General features: G+C 68.4%; 21 protein-coding genes and 2 pseudogenes. 10 read left to right on the top strand and 13 right to left on the bottom strand.

Annotation, left to right across the window (positions count from 1 at the left end; genetic code table 11):
- Window positions 1-602: 602 nt before the first annotated feature.
- On the top strand, window positions 603-1,796 hold the full coding sequence (locus tag ACFWY5_RS53570) for a lipase family protein (RefSeq protein WP_379639694.1): 1,194 nt from the start codon (window positions 603-605) through the stop codon (window positions 1,794-1,796).
- A gap of 74 nt (window positions 1,797-1,870) precedes the next feature.
- A complete protein-coding gene (locus ACFWY5_RS53575) occupies window positions 1,871-2,107 on the top strand; it encodes a DUF4097 family beta strand repeat-containing protein (protein ID WP_379639719.1) in 237 nt (78 codons plus the stop codon).
- Between the two features lie 305 nt (window positions 2,108-2,412).
- Here the strand turns inward: ACFWY5_RS53575 and ACFWY5_RS53580 are convergent.
- A pseudogene (locus tag ACFWY5_RS53580) lies at window positions 2,413-3,495 on the bottom strand (IS701 family transposase); the annotation flags it as partial.
- Window positions 3,496-3,747: 252 nt separating this feature from the next.
- Here ACFWY5_RS53580 and ACFWY5_RS53585 point away from each other — a divergent pair.
- Both ACFWY5_RS53585 and ACFWY5_RS53590 read left to right on the top strand, forming a co-directional pair.
- Window positions 3,748-4,140 carry a hypothetical protein gene (locus tag ACFWY5_RS53585; protein ID WP_379639695.1) on the top strand — a complete coding sequence of 131 codons (393 nt, stop codon included), beginning with the start codon at window positions 3,748-3,750 and terminating at the stop codon, window positions 4,138-4,140.
- A 24-nt stretch (window positions 4,141-4,164) separates the two neighbouring features.
- Window positions 4,165-4,413 carry a hypothetical protein gene (locus tag ACFWY5_RS53590; RefSeq protein ID WP_379639696.1) on the top strand — a complete coding sequence of 83 codons (249 nt, stop codon included), beginning with the start codon at window positions 4,165-4,167 and terminating at the stop codon, window positions 4,411-4,413.
- A gap of 93 nt (window positions 4,414-4,506) precedes the next feature.
- On the opposite strand, the gene ACFWY5_RS53595 is transcribed toward ACFWY5_RS53590, so the two are convergent.
- Window positions 4,507-5,679, bottom strand: coding sequence for an alpha/beta hydrolase fold domain-containing protein (locus ACFWY5_RS53595; protein WP_379639698.1), 1,173 nt, complete (start codon window positions 5,677-5,679; stop codon window positions 4,507-4,509).
- Between the two features lie 206 nt (window positions 5,680-5,885).
- Here ACFWY5_RS53595 and ACFWY5_RS53600 point away from each other — a divergent pair, with 206 nt between their 5' ends.
- A complete protein-coding gene (locus tag ACFWY5_RS53600) occupies window positions 5,886-6,425 on the top strand; it encodes a dihydrofolate reductase family protein (RefSeq protein WP_379639699.1) in 540 nt (179 codons plus the stop codon).
- Between the two features lie 12 nt (window positions 6,426-6,437).
- Here ACFWY5_RS53600 and ACFWY5_RS53605 read toward each other — a convergent pair whose 3' ends face one another.
- The 6 genes from ACFWY5_RS53605 to ACFWY5_RS53630 all read right to left on the bottom strand — a co-directional run bounded on the left by ACFWY5_RS53605 (window position 6,438) and on the right by ACFWY5_RS53630 (window position 13,482).
- On the bottom strand, window positions 6,438-6,854 hold the full coding sequence (locus tag ACFWY5_RS53605; protein ID WP_379639700.1) for a nuclear transport factor 2 family protein: 417 nt from the start codon (window positions 6,852-6,854) through the stop codon (window positions 6,438-6,440).
- Between the two features lie 121 nt (window positions 6,855-6,975).
- Window positions 6,976-7,455 (bottom strand): TipAS antibiotic-recognition domain-containing protein, encoded by a 480-nt coding sequence (locus ACFWY5_RS53610; RefSeq protein WP_379639701.1) that lies wholly within the window; start codon window positions 7,453-7,455, stop codon window positions 6,976-6,978.
- Between the two features lie 63 nt (window positions 7,456-7,518).
- On the bottom strand, window positions 7,519-10,626 hold the full coding sequence (locus ACFWY5_RS53615; RefSeq protein ID WP_379639703.1) for a BTAD domain-containing putative transcriptional regulator: 3,108 nt from the start codon (window positions 10,624-10,626) through the stop codon (window positions 7,519-7,521).
- 107 nt (window positions 10,627-10,733) lie between these two features.
- Window positions 10,734-11,075, bottom strand: a complete 342-nt coding sequence (locus ACFWY5_RS53620) for a DUF1330 domain-containing protein (RefSeq protein WP_379639704.1) — start codon at window positions 11,073-11,075, stop codon at window positions 10,734-10,736.
- A 130-nt stretch (window positions 11,076-11,205) separates the two neighbouring features.
- Window positions 11,206-12,369 carry an alpha/beta hydrolase fold domain-containing protein gene (locus ACFWY5_RS53625; RefSeq protein ID WP_379626797.1) on the bottom strand — a complete coding sequence of 388 codons (1,164 nt, stop codon included), beginning with the start codon at window positions 12,367-12,369 and terminating at the stop codon, window positions 11,206-11,208.
- Window positions 12,370-12,963: 594 nt separating this feature from the next.
- Complete coding sequence (locus ACFWY5_RS53630) at window positions 12,964-13,482, bottom strand: hypothetical protein (protein WP_379639705.1); 519 nt, start codon at window positions 13,480-13,482, stop codon at window positions 12,964-12,966.
- A 192-nt stretch (window positions 13,483-13,674) separates the two neighbouring features.
- Here ACFWY5_RS53630 and ACFWY5_RS53635 point away from each other — a divergent pair, with 192 nt between their 5' ends.
- From ACFWY5_RS53635 to ACFWY5_RS53650, 4 genes and pseudogenes are all read left to right on the top strand, one after another.
- Window positions 13,675-14,193 carry a TlpA family protein disulfide reductase gene (locus tag ACFWY5_RS53635; RefSeq protein WP_379639706.1) on the top strand — a complete coding sequence of 173 codons (519 nt, stop codon included), beginning with the start codon at window positions 13,675-13,677 and terminating at the stop codon, window positions 14,191-14,193.
- The gene (locus tag ACFWY5_RS53640) at window positions 14,190-14,996 is read left to right on the top strand and encodes a cytochrome c biogenesis CcdA family protein (protein ID WP_379639708.1); all 807 of its coding nucleotides are present in this window, start codon (window positions 14,190-14,192) and stop codon (window positions 14,994-14,996) included. Before ACFWY5_RS53635 ends, ACFWY5_RS53640 begins: the two co-directional genes overlap by 4 nt.
- 10 nt (window positions 14,997-15,006) lie before the next feature.
- Window positions 15,007-15,132, top strand: a complete 126-nt coding sequence (locus ACFWY5_RS53645; protein ID WP_379639709.1) for a hypothetical protein — start codon at window positions 15,007-15,009, stop codon at window positions 15,130-15,132.
- Window positions 15,133-15,180: 48 nt separating this feature from the next.
- A pseudogene (locus ACFWY5_RS53650) lies at window positions 15,181-15,678 on the top strand (ArsR/SmtB family transcription factor); the annotation flags it as partial.
- A gap of 184 nt (window positions 15,679-15,862) precedes the next feature.
- Here ACFWY5_RS53650 and ACFWY5_RS53655 read toward each other — a convergent pair.
- The 5 genes from ACFWY5_RS53655 to ACFWY5_RS53675 form a co-directional block, all read right to left on the bottom strand.
- Window positions 15,863-16,321, bottom strand: a complete 459-nt coding sequence (locus ACFWY5_RS53655) for a hypothetical protein (RefSeq protein WP_379639710.1) — start codon at window positions 16,319-16,321, stop codon at window positions 15,863-15,865.
- A gap of 114 nt (window positions 16,322-16,435) precedes the next feature.
- Window positions 16,436-17,422, bottom strand: a complete 987-nt coding sequence (locus ACFWY5_RS53660; protein WP_379639711.1) for an ArsR/SmtB family transcription factor — start codon at window positions 17,420-17,422, stop codon at window positions 16,436-16,438.
- Between the two features lie 29 nt (window positions 17,423-17,451).
- Window positions 17,452-18,969 carry an MFS transporter gene (locus tag ACFWY5_RS53665; RefSeq protein WP_379639712.1) on the bottom strand — a complete coding sequence of 506 codons (1,518 nt, stop codon included), beginning with the start codon at window positions 18,967-18,969 and terminating at the stop codon, window positions 17,452-17,454.
- On the bottom strand, window positions 18,969-19,517 hold the full coding sequence (locus tag ACFWY5_RS53670) for a dihydrofolate reductase family protein (RefSeq protein WP_379639714.1): 549 nt from the start codon (window positions 19,515-19,517) through the stop codon (window positions 18,969-18,971). Before ACFWY5_RS53670 ends, ACFWY5_RS53665 begins: the two co-directional genes overlap by 1 nt.
- Window positions 19,518-19,620: 103 nt before the next feature.
- Window positions 19,621-20,160 carry a dihydrofolate reductase family protein gene (locus ACFWY5_RS53675; protein WP_379639715.1) on the bottom strand — a complete coding sequence of 180 codons (540 nt, stop codon included), beginning with the start codon at window positions 20,158-20,160 and terminating at the stop codon, window positions 19,621-19,623.
- Window positions 20,161-20,249: 89 nt separating this feature from the next.
- On the opposite strand from ACFWY5_RS53675, the gene ACFWY5_RS53680 reads away from it, so the two are divergent.
- A complete protein-coding gene (locus tag ACFWY5_RS53680; protein ID WP_379639716.1) occupies window positions 20,250-20,609 on the top strand; it encodes a hypothetical protein in 360 nt (119 codons plus the stop codon).
- Window positions 20,610-21,147 lie beyond the last annotated feature (538 nt).

Below are 21,147 nucleotides of genomic sequence, written 5' to 3' on the forward strand. Positions count from 1 at the left end.
CACCCGCAAGTTCTCCCAGCCGGGGATGCCGCCGAACACGAAGCCATCTACTACGTTCGACACCAGCCACAACTGACGGCTGGAACCAGCCAATAGAGTCTCCATCGATCCCGGTGCGATTCAGTCGCACCTGGGTAAACATCTCGAGCCTAAAGATCATTCGCATCGTGGCATCGGTGGACGCGCCCCGCCAATCTCGCGATCATGCTGTGCTCGGCAGTCCGTCTCAGGATAAAAGGCTCAATATGCTCGGCGAAGTTGATAGGAGGCCACATTGAAGGCGGGCTCTGTTCTCATGGGCAGCTAAGCGCGAAAGTCGCGTCAAGCCCTGGCCTTCGTGTAAAGGACTCCTGCCATGGTAGGTTTCCCCGCCGCACGTGTCGCGTCTCTAGTACGGCAGCCGCCATTCGTTAGCTGAGCTGGGTATATGCGGTTGCCAGGCGGGTGTGTTGGTGGAACCAGCGGGCGCGTGCTTGATGCCGGCAGGTGCGGTCCGGGCGGGACGAGGACGCCGTTCACGCTCCATGGGTAGGGCTGGCACTACCAAGAACCAGGATGCCGCCAGCAATGCCGCTCTTTGCGGCTGTATTTAGGGTTTCGGCATGACCTTTTCTCGTGCCATAGTGACCGCCGGGCTCGCCCTGGGCTGCCTTGCCACCGCGTTCCCCGCCGAAGCCTCAGTAGCACAAACCGTGGCACGCGGCGCCTTGGTCTCCTCGACCCTCGTGGAGAAGCTGGACAAGGGCCAGGTCGCCGAGCGGCTCAAGGCGACCGGCATCGATGCGGCGCAGGTGAAGTACGGGGTCAGCGCCTATCGCGTGGTCTATCGCACTGTGGACGCCAAGGGCCGGTCCACCACCGCCAGCCAGTTGGTTGCCCTGCCTGACAACAGCCGGCGCAACCTGCGGGTCGTCTCCTGGTTGCACGGCACTACCGTGTACCGGGGTGATGTGGCCTCGGTGAACGAGAAATCCACCGACCGCGCCACGGCGCTGCTGTTCGCGGGGGCCGGGCATGCGGTATCCGCCCCTGACTATCTCGGCCTGGGCACGGGGCCCGGCCACCACACCTACGGAGACCCGCGGACCACGGTCTCCGCCCCGGTGGACGCCTTGCGCGCGACCCGCGCCTTCGCCAGGGGCCACGAGCGGCGGCTCGACTCGCGCGTGCTGGTCAGCGGCTTCTCACAAGGCGGTCCCGCGACCATGATGGTGGGGCGCTTCCTGCAACAGGGCCGCGACCCGTACTTCCGGCTGGGCGGCCTCGCCCCTATCGCCGGCCCGTTCGACCTGAGTTCTTTCGAGGCCGCCGCTGCGAACGACAAGATCCGGATGGCCTCGCTCTACCTGGCCTACTTCGTGATCTCGGCTGACCGTTATACCGACGTCTACCGCACACCGAGTGAGGCCTTCCGCGCCCCGTACGACGAGCAGGTGGAGAAGCTCTTCGACGGAAACCATCAGGCTGCGGAGATTGCCCAGGCGTTGCCGCCGACGTCCGAGAAGTTGTTCACCGCGCAGTTCCTGGACAGGGTGCGCAAGCCGACCGGCAAACTGAAGGAGCTGCTGACCGCGCTCGACTCCACCTGCAACTGGAAGCCGGACGTTCCGGTCCGCCTGCATCATGCCCAGGGCGACACGGACGTCGCCTACGACAACGCGCTGTACTGCCAGCGTCAACTACGTTCCCGCGGCGCCACGCAGACTCTCACCGACGCGGGCAACGTGGATCATAACCAGACCGTCCGTAAGGCGCTGCCGCTGGTGGTCGCCGGCTTCACGGGCAACCGGGCCTGATCCGTCCGGCATCGAGAACGCCGGTACGGCCGAATCTCTCAGATATGAACATGACGAAGATGCAGAGAACCATGATGATCGCGGGCCCCGGCTCGGGCGATGTGAACCTGGCCTTCGCCGGGCCGCCTGACCAGGTCACAACCACCACGGATTCGGGCAAGACCGTGATCCAGGTGCCTCAGGGGTCGTACAACATCGTGGCCAAGACGGACTCCGGCCACAAGAACATCAAGCCCGCGAGCATCCCCTCGGCCCAGCACACGATCGCGCTGTCCAGCGATTCCGGGGACCTGGAGGTCAGGACACCCTGATGGGCGCCTCCCAGCGACAGCTGGCATTCGTTAGCTGAGCTGTATATATATGCGGTGGCCAGGCGGGCGCGGCGATGGAACGAGCGGGCGCGTGCTTGATGACGGCGTCGCCAGGCTGACCAGTGAGCAACGTGTTCCAGGGTTGGTGTGTGGCCAGTGACGGCGTTGAACAGGCGCTTGACCTCTGCGATCGTCAGCGGGATCAGACCAGGGTCGGCGGGCGGTGCCTCGTCGGGACGGGTGGGGCGCGTGGCCTGGGTGTCGGTGCGTTGCCGGGTCGCGGCGGTGCTGGCCGCGCAGACGGCCAAGGCGGCCATGACCAGCACAAGGTGCCGCAACAGCGCCTGGTGGAGGCGGATCTGGGGCTCGTCCAGGTCGAACAGGTTCTTGCCGGCCTGGAAGCTCTCCTCCACCGGCCATCGCAGCCCGGCCGCGGTGATCAGGCGAGCCAGGGTGGCTGGCTGACCGGCGGGCACGAAGCAGTAGTGAAAGGCCAGTTCACCACTCTTGCGGTGCTTGCGCACCAGCAGATAGTGGGCGGGGCTGGCAGTGGCGATCCAAGCCCAGGCGTAGGTGCGCTCGCCCTTGGAGCCGTTCCCGGCCGAGCGGATGACCCACCGGCGTTTCTGCCTCAGATATTTGGCCACGGCTTGTTCGCAGCTCAGGCAGGTGCCGCCGCCGAGGGTGAGGGTGAAGGTGGCACGGATACGCAAGACGTAGGCCTGGCCGTGTTCTTCCAGAAAAGTCCGCAGCTTGGTGCAGGCGCCGTAGACCTCGTCACCGGCCACGAAGTCCAGGCGCACGTCGTCGGCGTAGGCCTCGCGCAGCAGGTCGATGGCCAGTTCGCCCTTGGTGGCGAAGGTCAGATGCAGCGGCAGGCCGGTGGTGATCGCGGTGACGGGGTCGCTGATCTGCTCGGCGGGGATCCATTGCCGTGCGCCGATCAGCGCGTGCCCGGTGGCGGCGCGCGCGTAGGCGAGGTAGACGGTGTTGATGCCGTTGTCGATGCCGCCGGCGCAGCCCATGTGCTGGCGCTTGACGCCCGCCGTGGCCAGGCCCTTCTTCTCCTGGCCGGACTCGTCCAGCACGCCGATGGTCAGGCTGCCCGGCCGGGCGGCGGCATCGAGCCGGGTGACGGCGAAGCGGCGGATGGTGCTCATTGCGCCCGCGGTGTCCCACCGAGCCCGGTTCAGCAGGCGCTGGGTGGCATCCGGGCGGCGGTCGCCAATCCATTCGGCGATCGTCCAGCCGTTGCGTCTGGGCAGCTCGGACATGACGGCTCGGACGTACTTGGCGGCCTCCAGCCGTGGTTCGATCCGGGTAAACATCGGTGCCAGCGCGGTCATGAGGTCGTCGAGGTTCCGTTGCACACGCCTGGCCTCTTCCATCCTTGATGGTTCTTTCTCGGTGAAGGTTCCTGGCTTTGTCTACTGGTCAACGGCGAGCCACTCGCGACTGCCCGTCTGGGGCAGGTGAGCGTCTCCGGCCGCGGTTGAGGTAGGGGTCAGGGTTTCTCGCACGTGGTTTTCAGTCCTTGTTCGCTCGCCCTGGGAACTGGTGAGGGCGATCCGGCGCTGGGATGGAGGGGATCTGTGGCTGGGGGTCGCAACACTGGTGGCGCACCCAGACAGGAGACCCACATGATCACTCAATCTCTCTCAGCCGGACTCACCTTCCTTAGACGCGTCCTCGCGGTCGACGCGGCCGTCACCGCCGTCAACGGGCTCGCCTACGTGGCGATGGGCGAGTTGATCGGCAAGGTCCTGGGTCCTCACGCGGCGACGCTGCGCTGGCCCGGTGTCTTCCTGGTGGTCTACGGCGCGGCGGTGGCCTACCTGGCGGCGCGTCCCAGGGCCGCGGGCGTGGTCACGGTGGTGGCTGTCAACGGGGTGTGGGCTGTGGGCAGCGTCGTCGTCGTCCTGACGGGGCTGCTGAACCTCACGGCCCTCGGGGTCGCATGGGTGCTGGCACAGGCCGCGGTCGTCGCGGCGTTCGCGGTCCTGCAGCTCGCAGGGTTGCGCAGGGTCAGCTGACGGATCTTCATCGAAGGAGGAACGATGCGCACTATGTTCAGGAAAGCGGCAGCCGCGACGGCGGGTCTGGCGCTCGCCGGTGGCGTCCTGTTCGGCGTGGCCTCGGCCGCGCGAGCCGATGTCGTGCCGATGGGCTGGGAACTCTACAAGGCCTACGGCGACTCTTCGGAGGCCTCGCGCAAGCTGTGTTTCGCAGAGGGGCGCCGGTTGTTCGGCAACCAGTTCAAGTGCTCCCCTGGAGCGTTGGGCTGGGCGCTCTATTTCTGGTCCTGACGTGGAGGGTGGGCCCGGGCCACCCGGGCCCACCCTCTGGTGTCAGGGCGGAATCCATCGGTCGCGAGCGTATCCGCGGCGTCGGCCAGGTTCTCAGAGTTGTACCGCTGCTCCTCGATGGAAGGCGGCAGCGCGGCTCAGCGCCTGTCCCGCTTCCGGAAGGAAGGACCAGAACATGTGGAAGACATGCGCGTCGACCGGATAGAGGTCGAGCTCGACCTCCACCCCGTACTCGGCGGCTCGGGCGGCGAGCAGCCGGGCTTCGTGTACGAGGGCGTCGCCGGTGCCGACCTGTACGAGCATCGGCGGGTAGCCGGTCAGGTCCGCCGCGAGCGGGTCGAGGAGAGGGTCGCTCGCCGGACGGCCCTGAAGGTAGTCGCGCACGGCGTCGCGACTGAGCGTCAGCAGTGGTGCCGAGGCGGTCTTGACCATCAGCTCGCAGGTCAGATCGACCCACGGGCAGAGCAGGATCGCCCGGCCCGGCATGGGCAGCCGACGCTGCTTGAGCACGCCCAGCAGCGACAGCGCCAGCCCGCCGCCGGAAGAGTCGCCCGCGACGGCCAGGGCGCCGGGGTCGTCGGTCCGGTCCAGCAGCCACTGGTAGGCGCGCAGTATGTCGTCGAGCGCCGCCGGGTAGGGATGCTCGGGGGCCAGCCGGTACTCCGGCAACAACACCGACGTCCCTGCCGCCACGCAGAACGCGCCGACGACGGAGCGGTAGCCGTACGCAGAGCCCATGGTGTAGCTGCCACCGTGCAGGTAGAGCACGGTGGGTGGGCGCTCCGCGCCCGGCGTCAGCACGAACGACGGCACCCCGCCCGCGCTCACCGGGCGAGTGTCGATCTCCGTGGGGACGGGGAACTCGGCCAGCAGCGACTCGAAGGCCTCCCGCAACTCCTGCCGGTGCGCGCTCCCGACGATCGCGTGCCGGGGGTCCATCAGGCGGGCGATCCGGCCGGCCGTATCATCGCCGGCCGCGCGAGTGGCGGCCACGGCGCTGTCCACGTCGGCGAGGATGACGCGGGCGCGCTCCTGCAGCGCTCGTCCGGCGGGCGTCAATTCGACCCGGTGGGTGGTACGGCGGAGCAGTTCGTAGCCGATCAGCCGTTCCAGCGCCCGGATCTGGCGGCTCAGCGCCGGCTGTGACAGATACAGCCGGCTGGCGGCCCGGCCGAAGTTGAGCTCGTCGGCCACCGCGGTGAACGCGCGCAGGTGGCGCAACTCGATCGCGTCAGGCGCTGGGGGCAACGGCAGGGTGTCGCTCACCTTGTCATTGTGGGCCATGCGTTGGGCGTATTGCGGTCATGCGTGTTCGGCCTTTCCTTTGATGTGAACGGCCGTGTCAGTCTGGCCGTGTCGCAAGGAACACCATCAAGTCTCCGTGAAGCGGACTCGAATTCCCGATCGGCGTCGGACTTGTGACGGTGCCCGGATCCTCCCCTGACAACCCAACCAAGAACCAAGGAGCGAACATGCGCGAAGTTGTGCTGTACCACCTGATGTCGCTGGACGGCGTCGCCTATGAGGAGCCCGGTGACTGGCTCGCCGACGAGGGGGATCACCTGATCGACTATCTCCGCCAGGTCATCGCCACACAGGACGATGTCCTGATGGGACGAGGCAACTACGACTACTGGGTCAAACACTGGCCGACATCGGACTTCGAGCCCTTCGCCACGTTCATCAACAGCGTGCGCAAGCACGTCGTCACCTCGAGCGCGCTCACCTCGGAGTGGACGAACACCGTCGTGGCCGGCACCCCCGCGATCGACTACGTCACCGACCTGAGACAGCGACCGGGCGGAGACATCGGCGTGCACGGCAGCCTCGAGTTGGCGCGCTCGCTCATGCACGCCGGGCTCATCGACCGGCTACGGCTGGTCGTCGCGCCCGCCATCGTGGGACGGGGGAGGAGAGTCTTCGGCGCTGAAGAGGTCGTGCGATCATGGGCACTGACCGGACTCGAGCAGGGGCGGAGCGGCACGCTGTTCCTCGACTACACCAAGAAGTAGGGGGTCTTCAGCTCACGTTGGTGCTGCTCGAGGTGGAGTGAGGACCTGGGCGATCAAGTGGGTGTCGGTGTACTCGGTGATCTCGGCGACCTTGCCGTCGCGTATGACGAAAATCCAGCAATAGCGGTTCGGGTAGGGGCGCCCTGATGTGGTGATGCTGTGATTGCGGCCTTCGACGACGACCACGTCATCGTCGGCCACGAAGCGCTCGGCGCTGACCACATTGCGCCCGCCGAGCTGCTCCGCGAGCGGGCGGAGCAGGTCCTCCAGTACGGCACGCTTTCCGTCATAGGTGCCTGACCACGCGGTCTGGCCGATGATCGTCCAGCGGACGTCATCGGCCAGAGCGTCGATGAAGGGTCGCCCATTGCCCTTCGCGGTTTCGGCGAAAACTCCCTGCAGAAATGTCCGGTTATCGGCCTTGGACACCCGGCAGACCTCCCAGTAATCCGAAAAGCTTGGCGATTCTCGTTATACCGACGCAGCGTACGGGGCCCGGCCGGTGAGCACGTCCAAGCTCTGCGTCGAGGCGAGCCCGGTCCTGCCGCTCCTATCTCCGTGATTCCGGCGACGCGGCGGCCGCGCGGGCGGCGTTGGCGGTGATCGCCGCCCGCAGCCACTCGGCCGCGCCGGGGCGGGTGTTGTCCTCGATGCCTGCACGGTAGCGCGGATCGTCCACGTAAAGCTGGCTCTTGAGCACGTGGAACTCGTGGCTCATGTCGTAGAACCAGCGGCTGACGTGCGTTCGTTGCGCCTCGGCGACATCCATGGCGGCCTCGCCCTCGGGGTCGGCGCCCGCGTCCATGAGGTCGCGGATGCGTGCCTCGATGGTCGCGTTGTCGTCGTTGATCTGTTCCCACTCGCGCTTGCCGTAGCGGGCGACTCGCTTGGCCGTCTGGCTGTAGGCGTCCGAGTCGCCCCAGCGTTGTTCCACCTCTCGAAGATGCTGCTCTTCCTTCTCCGCCCATTCGCCCCACACCTCGCGCTTGTCGGCGTCGTTCAGGGGGGATTGGATTTTCTTGTCGCTCATGACGATGACCATAAAGTCTCACGTAGCGTGAGGCTCAAGCCGAAAGTTCTACGTCGCGGCGAATCAGGGTGTGATGTTGTGGTTGTGGCGGAAGATGTTGTCCGGGTCCCACTCCCGCTTCAGTGCCCGTAGCCGGTCGAGGCGAGGCTGGTCGTAGACGCGGCCGAGGCCGTTGTCGTCGTCGGACAGGACGTTCACGTAGGCGCCGGCGGCGTGCGGTGTCAGGTTCGCCGCAAGCAGCCTGGCGTCGGCCATCCGGGTCTCGTCCTCGGCGGGGTCGCTCCATTTCGCGGCCGCGACATACTCGAACGCGGCCGATCGGTGGGCGAAGGCTGAGTCGCCCGCCTCGGCGATGGCGCCGCCGTACTGCTGGATGCTGGCGGCGACGCCGTGGTGGCCGACTCCGTGCAGCAAGATGCCCTTGATCGCCTCGTCGCTCAGCTCGGTGAAGTAGTGGCCCTTCCAGTAGCGGCGGAAGGTGTGCCCTTCCGCGCTGTCATCGCGCCGCTGCAGGTCGAGATAGCTGATCTCGTGCGCGCGGACGGCCAGGGGCTTGCCGAGTGTTTCCAGGGCGGCGAGGTGGAGACGTGCCTGCTCCGGATCGCCGACCCAGACCCATCCGAGCGTCGCCACCCCGTCGGCGACGGTGGCGTTGAAGGTGGCCTCGCGCGGAGCCTCGGCGCTGAGGTCGCGCCAGGCGCGCATCGCGTCGAACGCCGTGTCGGCGGCGAAGTCGTGCTCGGCGACGAAGGCACGCGTGCCCACCTTGTGCAGGACGAACTCGAACTCGGTGACCACGCCGAAGTTCCCGCCGCCGCCACGCAGGCCCCAGAACAGCTCCGCGTTGACCTCCGGCGTCGCCCTGACCAGCTCGCCGTCCGCGGTGACCAGCTCGAATCTGGCGACGTTGTCGCAGGTCAGGCCGTAGCGGCGGGCCAGCCAGCCCATCCCTCCGCCGAGGGTGAGCCCGCCCACGCCGGTGTGGGAGACGTTCCCGGCCGTGGTGGCCAGGCCGTACTCCTGGGCGGCGTCGTCCAGCGCGCCCAGAAGCGCGCCGCCCTGCACCACCGCGCGGCGGGCGGCCGGGTCGATCCGCACGGACGCCAGCGGCGACAGGTCGATCATCAGGCCGCCCTCGGGGACGGCGTGCCCCACGATGCTGTGCCCGCCGCACCGCACGCCGACCGTCAGGTCACGCTCACGAGCAGCTCGTACGGCCGCGCGCACGTCGGCCACGCTCGCGCACCGCATGATGACGCTGGGCCGCCGGTCCACCATGGCGTTCCAGACCGACCGGGCGGTGTCGTAGCCCTCGTCTCCTGGCAGGAGCACCTGCCCGTCCAACCGGGTATCCATCGGCTTTGTCCTTTCCTCGGGTGATAACGGCTCAGATGTCGCGTGCGCGCGGACCAGCCGCGGCAGGCGGTAGCGCTCCGGAGCGGTCTGTTCGACCAGGTGGTCGGCGTTCAGCCGGTCCAGGTGCCGCCGGATCCGGTCGGGCGGCACCTGGACGAGCGCGGCGAGTGGCTCCGGCTCCAGCACGTCGCCGGGGTAGAGGGAGGCGGCCAGGCGCAGAGTCCGCCGGGCCGCCGGGTCGAGTCGCTCGTACGACCAGGACAGCGCACGCCGGACATCCTGGTCGCCGTCGCCCGCCTGGAAGACGGCCAGGACGTCGCGCTCGATCTCGCGCGCGAGCGCCCCGGCGGACAGTCCGGGCACGCGGGCGAGCCGCTCCCCGACGATCCGTAGCGCCAAGGGCAGGTGCTCGCACAGCTCGGCCAGGGTCCTCGTCTGCTCGGGTTCGCGGCGCAGCCGGTCGTGACCTGCCTGCCCGGCCAGCAGCTCCAGGGACTCCTCCGGAGGCAGGGGGCGCAGGTCGATCCGCGCCGCGGTGCCGCTGGTGACCAGGCCGCGCAGCTGGTTGCGGCTGGTGACGATGACCGTCGGGCCGTTGCCGGGCAGCAGGGGCCGCACGTGGCGGGTGTCGCGGGCGTTGTCCAGGAGGATCAGCATCCTGCGGCCGGCCGTACGAGATCGGAACATCGAGGTCGCCGCGTCCCGATCCGCGGGAACGTCAGCCGAGCGCACGCCGAGACCGCGCAGCAAGATGCGCAAGGCCTGGCCGGGGGAGAGGGACGGCAGAGCGTCGAACCCGCGCAGGTCGAGGTAGAGCTGGCCGTCGGGGAAGGTCCCGGCGGCGGCAGCGGCCCAGTGGATGGCCAGCGCGGTCTTGCCGACGCCCGCCCGGCCCACGATGACGGTGGCGCCCGGACGCTTCGCGGCCCGGTCCAGGGTTTCGAGCTCGCCTGTGCGCCCCACGAAGCCGCTGACATCGGCGGGCGTTTCGCGCGGCGGGTGCGCCTCGGCGGCGCCCGTCGCCGGCTCCGGCACCCCGGCGAGGATCGCCTGGTGAAGGTCACGCAGTTCGGCGCCGGGCTCGACGCCCAGTTCCTCGCGCAGATGGCCGAAGGCCTCGCGGTAGGCGTCCAGCGACTCCGCCCGCCGTCCGGCCTGGAGCAGGGCGCGCATCAACTGCGCCCAGTGCCGCTCGCGCAACGGATGCTCCAGAGTCAGCGTCCGCAACTCGGGGATGAGGTCACGGGACGGGCTGCCGGAGGACAGGTCCAGGTCGATACGGCGTTCGACGGCGCGCCTGCGCTCCTCCTCCAGGACGGCGACGTCGCGCTGTTGCAGGATCTCGGAGGCCACGTCCGCGCAGGCGCCGCCGCGCCACAGGCCGACCGCCCTGCGCAGCAGCGCGATCTCCTGCCCGGGTGAGTCAGCGTGGCAGGCCCGGTTCAGGAGGTGGCGGAACTCCAGCATGTCCAGCCGGTCGGGGCCGAGCCGGATCTCGTAGCCGCCCGGCCAGGTCCGGACGGTCGTGCCGTCCCCCAGCCACTGCCTCAGCCGTGCCACGTACGTCTGCACGACGCGCCGCTCGTCCTGGGGCGGCTGATTCCCCCACAGCCGCTGTGACAGGCTCTCGATCGAGACGACCTGGTTGGCGTGCAGCAGAAGGCAGGCCAGCAGCGTGCGGGTCTTGGCTCCCGGCACCGGCCGCCACGCGCCGTCGCCGAGGCTGACGGTGAGCGGTCCAAGAACGGAGAAGCGCGGCGAGAACGCACGCTCCCGCACCGAGCCGGAGGTCTCAAGGACCTCTCCAACCACCATGAACCGCCCGCCTTCGAAGCCCCGATGCCGTCCCGTCGGGACCAGCCTTGGATCGTGCCGCGGCCCGGAGCAACCCTTTCGAAGGGTCTCGAAACGTCCGGCGCCGCTCACAGAGCCGCAGCGCGCAGTTCCGCCGCGAGCCCGGCCGCGCTGTGACCGGGCGAGACCCCCTCCACGAGAACGGCGACGCCGTCGATGTGCCCGGTGCGCAGCGGCAGAATCGCCTGGTAGGCCGCCGACTCATACCAGCGCACGACACGGTCCATGTCGGGGAACTCGATGACCACGACGGTGCCGGGCCACTGGCCTTCACGGACGTCGACCGGTGGGCCGTGGACCAGGAACCGCCCCTGGAAGGGGTCCATCGTGGCCTGGACGCGCTCCATGTACTCCAAGACGTCGGGGTGCATCGACGGCGTCTTGAGATGGGCGATCGCGTAAGCGGTCATGGGACGGGCCCTTCGTCAATGAGGCGGTGTTCCGGCTCAACGAGGCCAGGCTGGCACGACCGCTCACGCCGAAGGAAAGGCCGAACACGCATGACCGCGATGCGCGGAACGCATGAGCCGCCGGCGTTCCTCAGCCCTGGGCGGGACGGAAGGCGGCGGCGTGGGACAAAGCCTTGGCCGCTTCCGGAAGGAACGACCAGTACATGTGGAAGACGTGCGCGTCGACCGGATAGAGGTCGAGTTCCACTTCCACCCCGTGCTCTGCGGCTCGCTCGGCGAGCAGGCGGGCTTCGTGCACGAGGGCGTCGCCGGTGCCGACCTGCACGAGCATCGGCGGGTAGCCGGTCAGGTCCGCCGCGAACGGGTGGAGCAACGGGTCACTCGCCGGATGGCCCTGAAGGTAGTCGCGTACGGCGTCGCGGGCCAGCCTCAGCAGCGCCGCCGGCGCCGTCGTGGCCAGATGTTCGCAGGTCAGATCCACCCACGGGCTCAGCAACAGGACTCGTCCCGGCATCGGCAGCCGGCGCTGTTTGAGCGTGGCGAGCAGCGACAGGGCCAGCCCGCCGCCGGAGGAGTCGCCCGCTACGGTCAGCGCGCCGGGGTCGTCGGTCCGGTCCAGCAGCCACTGGTAGGTGCGCACGGCGTCGTCGAGGGCCGCCGGGTAGGGATGCTCGGGGGCCAGCCGGTACTCCGGCAGCAGGACCGGCGTCTCGGCCGCCACGCAGAACGCGCCCACGATGGAGCGGTAGCCGTACGCCGAGCCCATGGTGTAACCCCCGCCGTGCAGGTACAGCACCGTGGGCGCGCCCTCCACACCCGGCGTGAGCACGAACGACGGCACCCCGCCCGCGCTCACCGGACGCGTGTCGATGTCGGCGGGCACGGGGAACTCGCCCAGCAGCGCCTCGTTGGCGTCGCGCAGTTCCTGCAGATGCGCGGTGCCGGCGATGGTATTGAGCGGCTCCATCAGCCGGGCGATCCGCCCGGCCGTCTCGTCACCGGCCGCGCGGGCTGCGGCCACGGCGTTGTCCACCTCGGACAGGATGGCGCGCGTGCGCTCCAGCAGCGCCTGCCCGGCCAGCGTCACCTCGACCCTGTGGGTGGTACGGCGCAGCAGTTCGTAGCCGATCAGCCTCTCCAACGCGCGGATCTGGCGGCTGAGCGCGGGCTGCGACAGGTAGAGCCGGTTGGCGGCCCGGCCGAAATTGAGCTCGTCGGCCACCGCCGCGAACGCGCGCAGGTGGCGCAACTCGATCGCGTCAGGCGCTGGGGGCAACGGCAGGTTGTCGCTCACCCTGTCATTGTGGGCCATACGTTGTGCGTATTGCGGTCATCCACGTTCGGTCCTTCCCCACGGGCCCTGTCCACCGTCGCCGGTGGCTCAGGAGGTGCAGGTCCCACCGTCGAGGACTGTCATTCCGCCCCCCTTGATATAGCCGTTCCATGCGGGAACGCGTACCCGGTCCGTTCTGGTGTAATAGAAATAGACAATCGTTCCTCGCTTGATCGAACCCTTCGGGGTCCAGCCTCGCGGGGTGCGATAAAGCGTTTTGTGGACGTTGAGCCGCGCTTTGTTCCAACTGCAGTCGGTGGACGCGGACGTGGTGGCCGACGCGACGCCACTCGCCGCACTGGCTACTGCCAGGCCTGTCGTCAGTAGGACGCAGACGAATATCCGGCGCATGTCAGTGCGCTCCCTTCGTTGTCGGTTGCGGGACTGTAGTCTCGTCCCGACATCTCCGCCCCCATCGATGGGGGTAGATGCCTCTTCACGTGTGAACTGCCCTGCCTGGCCTCCGGCTACGGCAAGGCGTAACCGGAGGCCAGGCAGGGCACATCCCGGGTTCCACGTGCACCTGGAGCTGCCGACGATGTCGGCAGGTTCGCATCAGATGCGGCAGGAGCCCGGCACAACCCTCATCTTTCCGACCTGCCCCCACGCCAGACCAAGTGGCTCCATCTGCCGGTGGAGGACGCCATTGATCGTGGCGGTCAGATCCCGGTATCCCGCGAAGCGCTGACCCAGGCGCACCGCGAAGGCCCGATCGCCGCTCGACGTCACGAAGTTGTGTGGGGCGGTGATCTGGTACGTACAGACCATGTAGCGCGACGCCGTGGAGCTGGAAACGCTGGAGTCGGCCGCCTGTGCCACGGCCGGCAGGGCCAGGACGCTCGCCAGCGCCGCGGCGGCAACCGGGATTCGGACGAAGTTTCGCATGTCTGCCTTCCAGTCGGATAGGGGGAGCGCGCCGCTGTTCAGGGCGGTCGCGCCTCCGAGGGAGATATGGCCCGGCCCCGTGAAGTCACGGATTACCTGGCCGTGCTTCGTGGAGTCGATGACGATGGAGCCCTCAAACCTGGGCCGTTCCCTGCCCGCCGGGGCGGACGACGCGCCTGCGACGTGCACGAAGACTCACTAGAAACTAACGACGCCCGCCATCAAGCCACCCTCGACGGGTCTTCAGCTTGTCGAGGGGCCGAGCGCATCGACCGGCGGGAGCGGGAAGCGCGCGAGGCCCGTCATCACAGCGTAAGAATTGAGTGACAGGTTGACGTCTACGCTGGCCGCATGGTCGCAGTTCGAACGACGGTCGCCGTCATGGCGGTGGTCCTGCTGCTCGCCGCATGCGGTTCCGGACAGATGGCCACCAGCCAGGCGCCCGCGGCGACGTCCACACCGAGCGGCACCGCTTCGTCGGCCGCGCGCTCCATCCCCGCAGCCTTGAGATTCACGGCAAAGACCCTGGACGGCCAGGCGTTCAGCGGTGAGACGCTGGCTGGCAAGCCGGTGGTGTTCTGGTTCTGGGCGCCCTGGTGCCCCAAGTGCCGGGCCGAAGCGCCGCATGTCAAGGCCGCCGCCGCCGCGTACAGGGACGTGGCTTTTGTCGGCGTCGCGAGCCTGGACACCGAAGCGGCCATGAAGGAGTTCGTCCAGCGGACCGGTACCGGTGGCATCCCGCACTTGTCGGATGAGAAGGGCGCGGTCTGGGCCACGTTCGGCATCGCCTCGCAGTCCACCTTCCTGTTCATGAAGGCGGACGGCTCCACCAGCAAGGCCACCGGACCGCTGGGTGTCGAGGAGGTCAACGCGCAGGTCGAGAAGCTGCGCGCGGGATGAACGATCTGCCGCTGGCGCTGGCCGTGACCGCGGGCAGCGTGGCCGCGTTCAATCCGTGTGGTTTCGCCCTGTTGCCCGCCTACCTGAGCATGCTCCTGGCCGGCGAGCGTGGCGGCGCGCGTCGGGCCTTGGGTTGTTCGGCGGCGATGACCGCGGGATTCGTCACTGTCTTCGGCCTGTTCGGCCTGGTGGTCACCCCGTTGGCGCTGTCGCTGGGCCGCTACCTGCCCTGGGTGACGATCGCCATCGGCCTGGCCCTGCTGGTCTTGGGCGGCCGGCTGCTGTCCGGCCGCGAGCTGTTGCTGCGCGTGCCCGCCCTGCGCACGGGACACCTGTCTGCTTATGGCTACGGCCTGTCCTACGCCGTGGCCTCCCTGTCGTGCACCGTCGGCCCTTTCCTCGCGATCACCTCCGCGTCGCTGACCGGTGGTGGCTTCCTCGGCGGCCTGGCGGTCTTCGTCGCTTACGCCTTCGGCATGGGCCTGGTGATCACCCTGTTGTCCCTGGCGGTCGCGCTGGCCCGTGGCGCCGCGGTGTCCAGGATGCGGCGCATCCTGCCCTACATCCCCCGCATCAGCGGCACGCTCCTGATCCTGGCCGGACTCTACGTCGCCTACTACGGCTGGTACGAGTTGCGCGTCTTCGCCGGGGAGGCCGCCGACGACCCGATCATCGGCATGGTCACCAGACTGCAGGGCGCCCTTACCGGCTGGCTGGAGGCGCTCGGCCCGGCCTGGATCGCCTTCGCGCTCGCCATGCTCCTGCTCATCGCGATTGGCACCCGCCGCGTCTTCCGCCGATGACTCTCCCATCGTGGAATGGTCGTTCCACGATAAGAAGTGGGCGTACCCCCACATCAAGCTTTTCGATCCCGCTGCGGTGCTGGACCAGGTCGTGCGCGTGACCGGGCTGAGCAGGTCCCTGGCCGCCCAGGCGTAGCCGTGTCCGTCGACGCGGTGTTCGGCGCACTGGCCCGATCCGACCAGGCGCACCATCATGAACGTGATCGCCAGCGAAGGCGGCGCCAGCGCCAGCGCGCTGGCCCGGCACCTGCCGATCACCAGACAGGGCATCGCCAAACATCTGGTGGTACTCGAAGAAGCCGGGCTCATCACCGCCCGGCGAGCCGGCCGCGAGGTTAAGTACGACGCCCGCCCCGAACTGATCAACGAGGCGATGACCTGGATGGCAGGCATCGCCGCCGAATGGGACGACCGTCTGGCCGCCCTGGCCAGACTCGCACAACAGGAGGCCCCCATGAACACCACCGGCACGATCGTCGGCCTGGACCTGACCATCCCGCGGTCATCGGCTGGCAGCCACAAACCCTGCAGGGCACACCGGCCACCGACGACGACGACTTCGTCATGGCATCCCCCGGCGGCGACTGGATGCCGGCGTATGCCACCGCCGCGGCGAGAACGCCGACCTGCCACCCCAATGGCTCGCCTACATCGCCGTCGACGACCTGGAAAACCAGCCTGAAGACCTGCACCGAACGCGGCGGCACCCAGCTCACCCTGATCAAGGGCGCGCCCGGGTCGAACCGCTACTGCGTCATTCAGGACCCGGCCGGCGTGATGCTAGCGCTCACTGAAAACGCGGCAACCGCAGGCTGAATGACCGGCCTCGGCGACATGGGGCTGCTCGACGAGGGCTTGGTGAGGCGTTATCCGATGAGGAGTCCTATCAGCATCAGAGTCGCGCTGCCTCCCAGAACGCCCAGCCAGGCGAAGCGGGAGGACGTCGCGGATCGGCGCTGGTAGGACAGCGCCGCGAGCCCGAACAAGACGGCCGGGACGCCGAAGACGACCCAGGCGGCGGCGAAGTTGAACCAGCCTGTCGCGGACATGTTGCTGATGCCCTTGTCGAGTGCGATGGGGACACCCGCCAGGATGAGCAACTTGACGATGAGCTCCAGCGCCGGATAGACGAACTGGGCGGCGGCCGAGCCCCAGAGCCCGCACAGGACGATCCAGCCGGGCAGGCGTCCGCCCCAGGGGCGGACGCTGGCCAGCGCGAGCATGACCGTGAGGATTCTGAGTCCCACTGCTCCGAGCGCGATCAGGCCGTCTTCTTCTGGCCATGCGCTTTCGACGACCGCGTTGACGGCTGCCAGGATGAGCACGATCGCACAGAAAAGGCCGACGAAGCCGGCGGCGCCGTACGCGGGCCATAGAGGAGCCCATGACCGGTCTTTCTGATGAGTGCGGGGCAACGTGAGGGCCTTTCGGCAAGGTGGTCAGGTCAGGAGGGTGAGGAGTTCTGCTCCCCGAGGGGTGATCTTGATGTGGACCTGGCGGCCGTGGCGTTGGCGGCTGAGCAGGTCAGCGGACTGGAGCTGGTCACAGTGGTAGCTGGCTGTGGAAGGCGAGCAGTTCAGAAGGGCGGCGAGCTGCCCGATGGGGATGGAGGCCCCGGCGAGCCGCAGGATGGCGGCGCGGGTGTGACCGAGAGCGAGACCGAGCTTGTCGGTGTCGTTGCGTACGGCCTGGCGGGAAGGGCTGGACCACAAAAGGCCGACGGCAGGTAGGGGATAGCCGATCCACGCCGGGCCGGGCTGGTCGAAGGAGAACAGGCAGGCACCCTGACCGGAGATGACGGGCACGAACGTGAGCCGCCGGCCGGCGAGGTCGAAGGACCTGCCCTGCTGGTCCGGCAGCCGGATGGAGCCGCCGTCGTAGGCCAGACGTTCGCTCAGGCCGGGCAGCAGGGTATGCAGGCTGCGCGTCACGGCGGCCAGGCCGATGCGCTCCTGTTCCTGGCGCAGGAGGGCATCGGCGTTCTTCCAGACGACGCGGAACTCCTCCCACAATCGGTTCATGAGCCGCGCGTAGGCGCGTATCCACGTTCCCGGACGGTCCGCCACCGGTTGCCAGTGCCGGGGGAGAGCCGGGCCGAACTCGGCTTCCAGCTCCCGGATGAGGATGAAGTCGTCGAGTTCGGCCAGGGCGGCGAGGTAGGTGCCCATGTCCGCCTCCCCGATCGTGGAGGTGGCGGTCAGGCAGTCGGGGATGACCGAGAAATGGGGGTCGAACAGTGGGCGCAGGATGACGGCGTCGTCGCCGATGACCGCCGTTACGGCGCGCTGCCAGTGGCGGGGCACACCGTGCGGCCGTCCGCCGAGCGTGCCCGCGATCAGCGACAGGAGCGTCGCGCCGGGGTGCAGGGACACGGTGGCGTTGACGTCGTCGAGGGCGCCGATCCGTAACTGTGAGTATCCCTGCATGTCTCTCCTGTCGTGTGCGTCACGACCGTTCAGCGGATGGGGTCCTTGAGCAGCTTCATGACGGCGATCGCGGTGGCGGCCAAGACGACGGCGCTGATCGCGGCGACGGTGTGAAGAGACCCGGCGAACGCCTCACGCGCCGCCGCCAGCAGCGCGGAGGCCTGCTCTTCGGGAAGCGCCGCGGCCAGCGCGCCCGCCGCGGTGGCGGAGTCGGACGCCGCATCCGCGATGCCGCCGGGGAACTGCTGAGCCGAGGCGTCCATGTGCGTGCGGTAGACGAAGGTGCCGACGCTGCCCAGGATGGCGATGCCCAGGGCATAGCCGCACTCGTTGCCGGTCTGGGTGAGTCCCGCGGCCGACCCGGCCCGTTCGGGTGGTGCGGAGCCGACGACCACGTTGGTGCCCAGGCCCACGAGGGGGCCGCCGCCGATCGAGGTCAGGCAGAAGCCGGTGATCACAAGAGCCGGTCCTGCAGACGTTCCGGCCTGAGTCAGCACCACCAGCCCGGCGGAGGCGACGAGGAGCCCGCCGCCGAAGAGGTAGGCGGTGGAGACGTGCCGCGCCAGCAGGGGAGCCACCTGGAAGCCGAGGATCGCCGCCACCATGCCGGGCACCATCGCCAGGCCGGTGTGCAGGGGCGACAGCCCGTGGTTGAGCTGCAGGTACTGGGCGACGAAGACCATCGTGCCGCCGGAGAGCATGGTGTACAGCAGCATGGCGGCCAGTGTCGAGGTGAACCTGCGCCCGGCGAACAGGCGCAGGTCCAGCAGAGGGTCGGCCAGCCGGTTCTGGCGGCGGACGAAGGCCACCGCCACCGCCAGGCCGAGCACGAGGCTGATGATCGCCTCCGGCCGCCAGCCGTGGGCGGCGGTCTCCTTCAGGCCGTAGACGATCGGCAGGATCGCCGCCAGCGACAGTACGACGCTGGGCAGGTCCAGCCGGCCGCGCTCCGCCGTACCGCGGAATTCCGGCAGCAGGAGCGGGCCGAGCACGAGGAGAAGCGCCATCGCCGGAACGCCGAGAAGCAGGACCGAGCCCCACCAGAAGCGCTCCAGCATGACGCCGCCGACCAGCGGGCCGACGATGGCGCCCGTGGTGAAGCAACCCGCCCAGATGCCGACCGCCGTGGCCCGCTGACCGGGATCATGGAACATATTCATGATCAACGCGAGCGTCGAGGGAGTCAGCGTGGCACCGGCGACGCCGAGCAGGGCCCGGGCCGCGATGAGCATCTCCGGGCTCGTGGAGTACGCGGCCGCGATCGAGGCGAGGCCGAAGGCCGCCGCACCGATGAGCAGCAGCCGCCGGCGCCCCAGCCGGTCGCCCAGGGCTCCCGCGGTGATCAGCAGGCCGGCCACCAGGAACCCGTAGATGTCCATGATCCACAGTTGCTGGGTGCCGCTGGCGCCGAGGTCGGCGCTGACGTGCGGGATCGCCAGCAGCATCACGAACGTGTCGAGCGAGACGAGCAGGGTCGGCAGCGCCAGTACGGCCAGGCCGATCCACTCCCGCCGGGTCGCCCGGACGGCGGCCTGGGGCGCGCTCATCACGCGTCCGCCACCTGGTAGGAGAGGATCACCACTCCCGAGCCGAGGGTGCGTGTGGCCATCAGTGACAGGGCGGTGTTGTCGCCCTGGCTGAGCAGCATGTCACCGGGGCCGCCGACGCCGGCGAAGCGTGGATGCACCCAAAGATGCAGTTCGTCCAGCAGGCCGTGCCGCATGAGGGTTCGCGCGACGGGGCCGAAGCCGTGCATGAGGATGTCGCCGCCGTCGTCCTGGCGCTTCAGTTTCTCGGCCGCCGGAATGAGATCCGTGATGATCGTGGTGTTGTGCCAGTCGGCCTTGTCCAGGGTGGTGGAGGCGACGTACTTGCGCATGTTGTTGATCGTGTCCGGGTAGTCGCCGCTGCGTCCCGGCCAGGCGCCGGCGTAGACGTCGTAGGTGTGGCGACCCATCAGCAGCGCCGTGGCAGCCGAGAGTTGCTCAAGGGCGATCTCGTTGGACTCGTCGTCGATGTAGGCGAAGTGCCAGGCGTCCATGTGGTTGACGACGCCGTCCACACTGACGAACGTAGAGTTGATGATCTTGTTCATTCTTACCTGCTCTGCTGGAGTGTCCGGTGGACACTTGATGGCATGGGTGGTGAGCGTAAAACCTCACGTAACGTGAGGCTCAAGTGGTCAATCGCCGTGCGGGTCAGCCGGTCGGCCGGTAGGTCAGCACCACGAGGCCTGAAGGCAGGACGCTGGTGTCGGCGAGGGCGAAGCTCGCGGTGAGGCCCTTGTGGTGAAGCAGGTCGCCGCTTCCGATGAGGAAGGGGTGCAGCCACAGACGCACCTCGTCGATGAGGCCGTGTTCCAGGAGGGCGCGGGAGAACGAGCCGAAGCCGTACTGGACCAGCCGGGCCCCGCCGTCCTTGAGGGCGGCGACGCGTTCGGCCGCCCGCTCGGCCAGGACGCCGGTGCCCGTCCAGGTGGGGGCAGTGAGGGTGGTGGAGGCGACGTACTTGGGCATGGCGTTGATGTGGTCGCTGTAGGTGTCGCCGGAGCGTTCGGGCCAGGTGGCGGCGAACACCTCGTAGGTGCGCCGGCCCATGAGCAGGGCGTCGGACGCGAGGAGCAGATCGGTCTGGATCTTCTCGGAGGCGCCGCCGTCGTCGCCCGTTGAGGGCCAGTCCTGCGGGTCGCCGATGACGCCGTCGAGCGTGATGTACGTGGAGTTGACCAGGTAACCCATGGTGGTGTTCCTTTCGACGCGGCCAGAGTGGCACGGCCGTTCACGCCGAGGGAAAGGCCGAACGCGCATGACCGTGATACGCGCAACGCATGGCCCGCTCAGCGTTGAAGGACTGGCTCTACCTCCACGATCAGCGGAATCGTCTCTCCTACGGCGACGCCGCCTCCCGCTCACACCCCTGGGATACACCCTTCTCAGCCGCTGAGACGCTGGTCGAATGGGCGAGCGAACACTTCGAGGAAATCGATAAGGCGCGCCGCCTACGACGGCAGAAATCCCGTGTTCGGCTAACGCTGCGCGCCGGCGAGAAGAGCGGAAAGTGTGTGCGGGTGCCGCCGGGTTTCTTGGCCATCTCCCATTGGGTAGCGAAGGCGATCAGATGTCGGCATGAAAGGGATCTGTTGGGCATCGCCAGAAAGCTGGCGGCGGACGCATCGGTGAAATCATGATCCCATCCCGGCCGGACACACAGCCTGCTCCAACGCTCGCTCGGCGCCGACGCGGCCATTATCGCTGCTTATGCGAGGTTGTCGGCGACCTGCTGGGGCCGGATGTGGGGATGCTGCGACGGCTCCTGCTGGCATACGGCCTGGCCGTGGCGTACGCGATGGTGCGCTCGACTGGTTGGGCCGTTATGGCGGTGGTGACCGTCAACGGCGTGCAGGTCGTGGGCGGCTTGGCCGCTATGTTCGCCGTTCTGCAGGCCTCCGTCGGAGATCACGCTCAGATAGGTTATCGTCGCCATCGCATGGCCCCGTGGTTGTGCGGCGTCGTTCTCCTGGTGCCCGCAGTTGTCCGGAAGTGTCTGCGGAGCGGGCGACCTGCCCTTTCCAGGGGTTGGAATCAGGTCGTTCGCCGAGCGGAAGCCATCTTCCTGCCCGTGGCCAACCGTTCAGAGTGCGTTACGTGAGCCTCTTTCCGTGATGTCGTTATGTGATCGTGTGGATTTGTAGCGTTACCGCCAGTCGGTGGGTCCAGGCGTGCTGG

Source organism: Nonomuraea sp. NPDC059007 (assembly GCF_042740555.1).
GTDB lineage: Bacteria > Actinomycetota > Actinomycetes > Streptosporangiales > Streptosporangiaceae > Nonomuraea.

What these genes read in the sequence shown, in the direction of transcription:
- ACFWY5_RS53665 (WP_379639712.1), bottom strand. Translation starts at nt 18,969, where the DNA reads ATGAGCGCGCCCCAGGCCGCCGTCCGGGCGACCCGGCGGGAGTGGATC.
- ACFWY5_RS53585 (WP_379639695.1), top strand. Translation starts at nt 3,748, where the DNA reads ATGATCACTCAATCTCTCTCAGCCGGACTCACCTTCCTTAGACGCGTC.
- ACFWY5_RS53615 (WP_379639703.1), bottom strand. Translation starts at nt 10,626, where the DNA reads ATGGTGGTTGGAGAGGTCCTTGAGACCTCCGGCTCGGTGCGGGAGCGT.
- ACFWY5_RS53620 (WP_379639704.1), bottom strand. Translation starts at nt 11,075, where the DNA reads ATGACCGCTTACGCGATCGCCCATCTCAAGACGCCGTCGATGCACCCC.
- ACFWY5_RS53610 (WP_379639701.1), bottom strand. Translation starts at nt 7,455, where the DNA reads ATGAGCGACAAGAAAATCCAATCCCCCCTGAACGACGCCGACAAGCGC.
- ACFWY5_RS53680 (WP_379639716.1), top strand. Translation starts at nt 20,250, where the DNA reads ATGGCCCGCTCAGCGTTGAAGGACTGGCTCTACCTCCACGATCAGCGG.
- ACFWY5_RS53590 (WP_379639696.1), top strand. Translation starts at nt 4,165, where the DNA reads ATGCGCACTATGTTCAGGAAAGCGGCAGCCGCGACGGCGGGTCTGGCG.
- ACFWY5_RS53635 (WP_379639706.1), top strand. Translation starts at nt 13,675, where the DNA reads ATGGCGGTGGTCCTGCTGCTCGCCGCATGCGGTTCCGGACAGATGGCC.
- ACFWY5_RS53660 (WP_379639711.1), bottom strand. Translation starts at nt 17,422, where the DNA reads ATGCAGGGATACTCACAGTTACGGATCGGCGCCCTCGACGACGTCAAC.
- ACFWY5_RS53675 (WP_379639715.1), bottom strand. Translation starts at nt 20,160, where the DNA reads ATGGGTTACCTGGTCAACTCCACGTACATCACGCTCGACGGCGTCATC.
- ACFWY5_RS53600 (WP_379639699.1), top strand. Translation starts at nt 5,886, where the DNA reads ATGCGCGAAGTTGTGCTGTACCACCTGATGTCGCTGGACGGCGTCGCC.
- ACFWY5_RS53575 (WP_379639719.1), top strand. Translation starts at nt 1,871, where the DNA reads ATGATCGCGGGCCCCGGCTCGGGCGATGTGAACCTGGCCTTCGCCGGG.
- ACFWY5_RS53640 (WP_379639708.1), top strand. Translation starts at nt 14,190, where the DNA reads ATGAACGATCTGCCGCTGGCGCTGGCCGTGACCGCGGGCAGCGTGGCC.
- ACFWY5_RS53670 (WP_379639714.1), bottom strand. Translation starts at nt 19,517, where the DNA reads ATGAACAAGATCATCAACTCTACGTTCGTCAGTGTGGACGGCGTCGTC.
- ACFWY5_RS53570 (WP_379639694.1), top strand. Translation starts at nt 603, where the DNA reads ATGACCTTTTCTCGTGCCATAGTGACCGCCGGGCTCGCCCTGGGCTGC.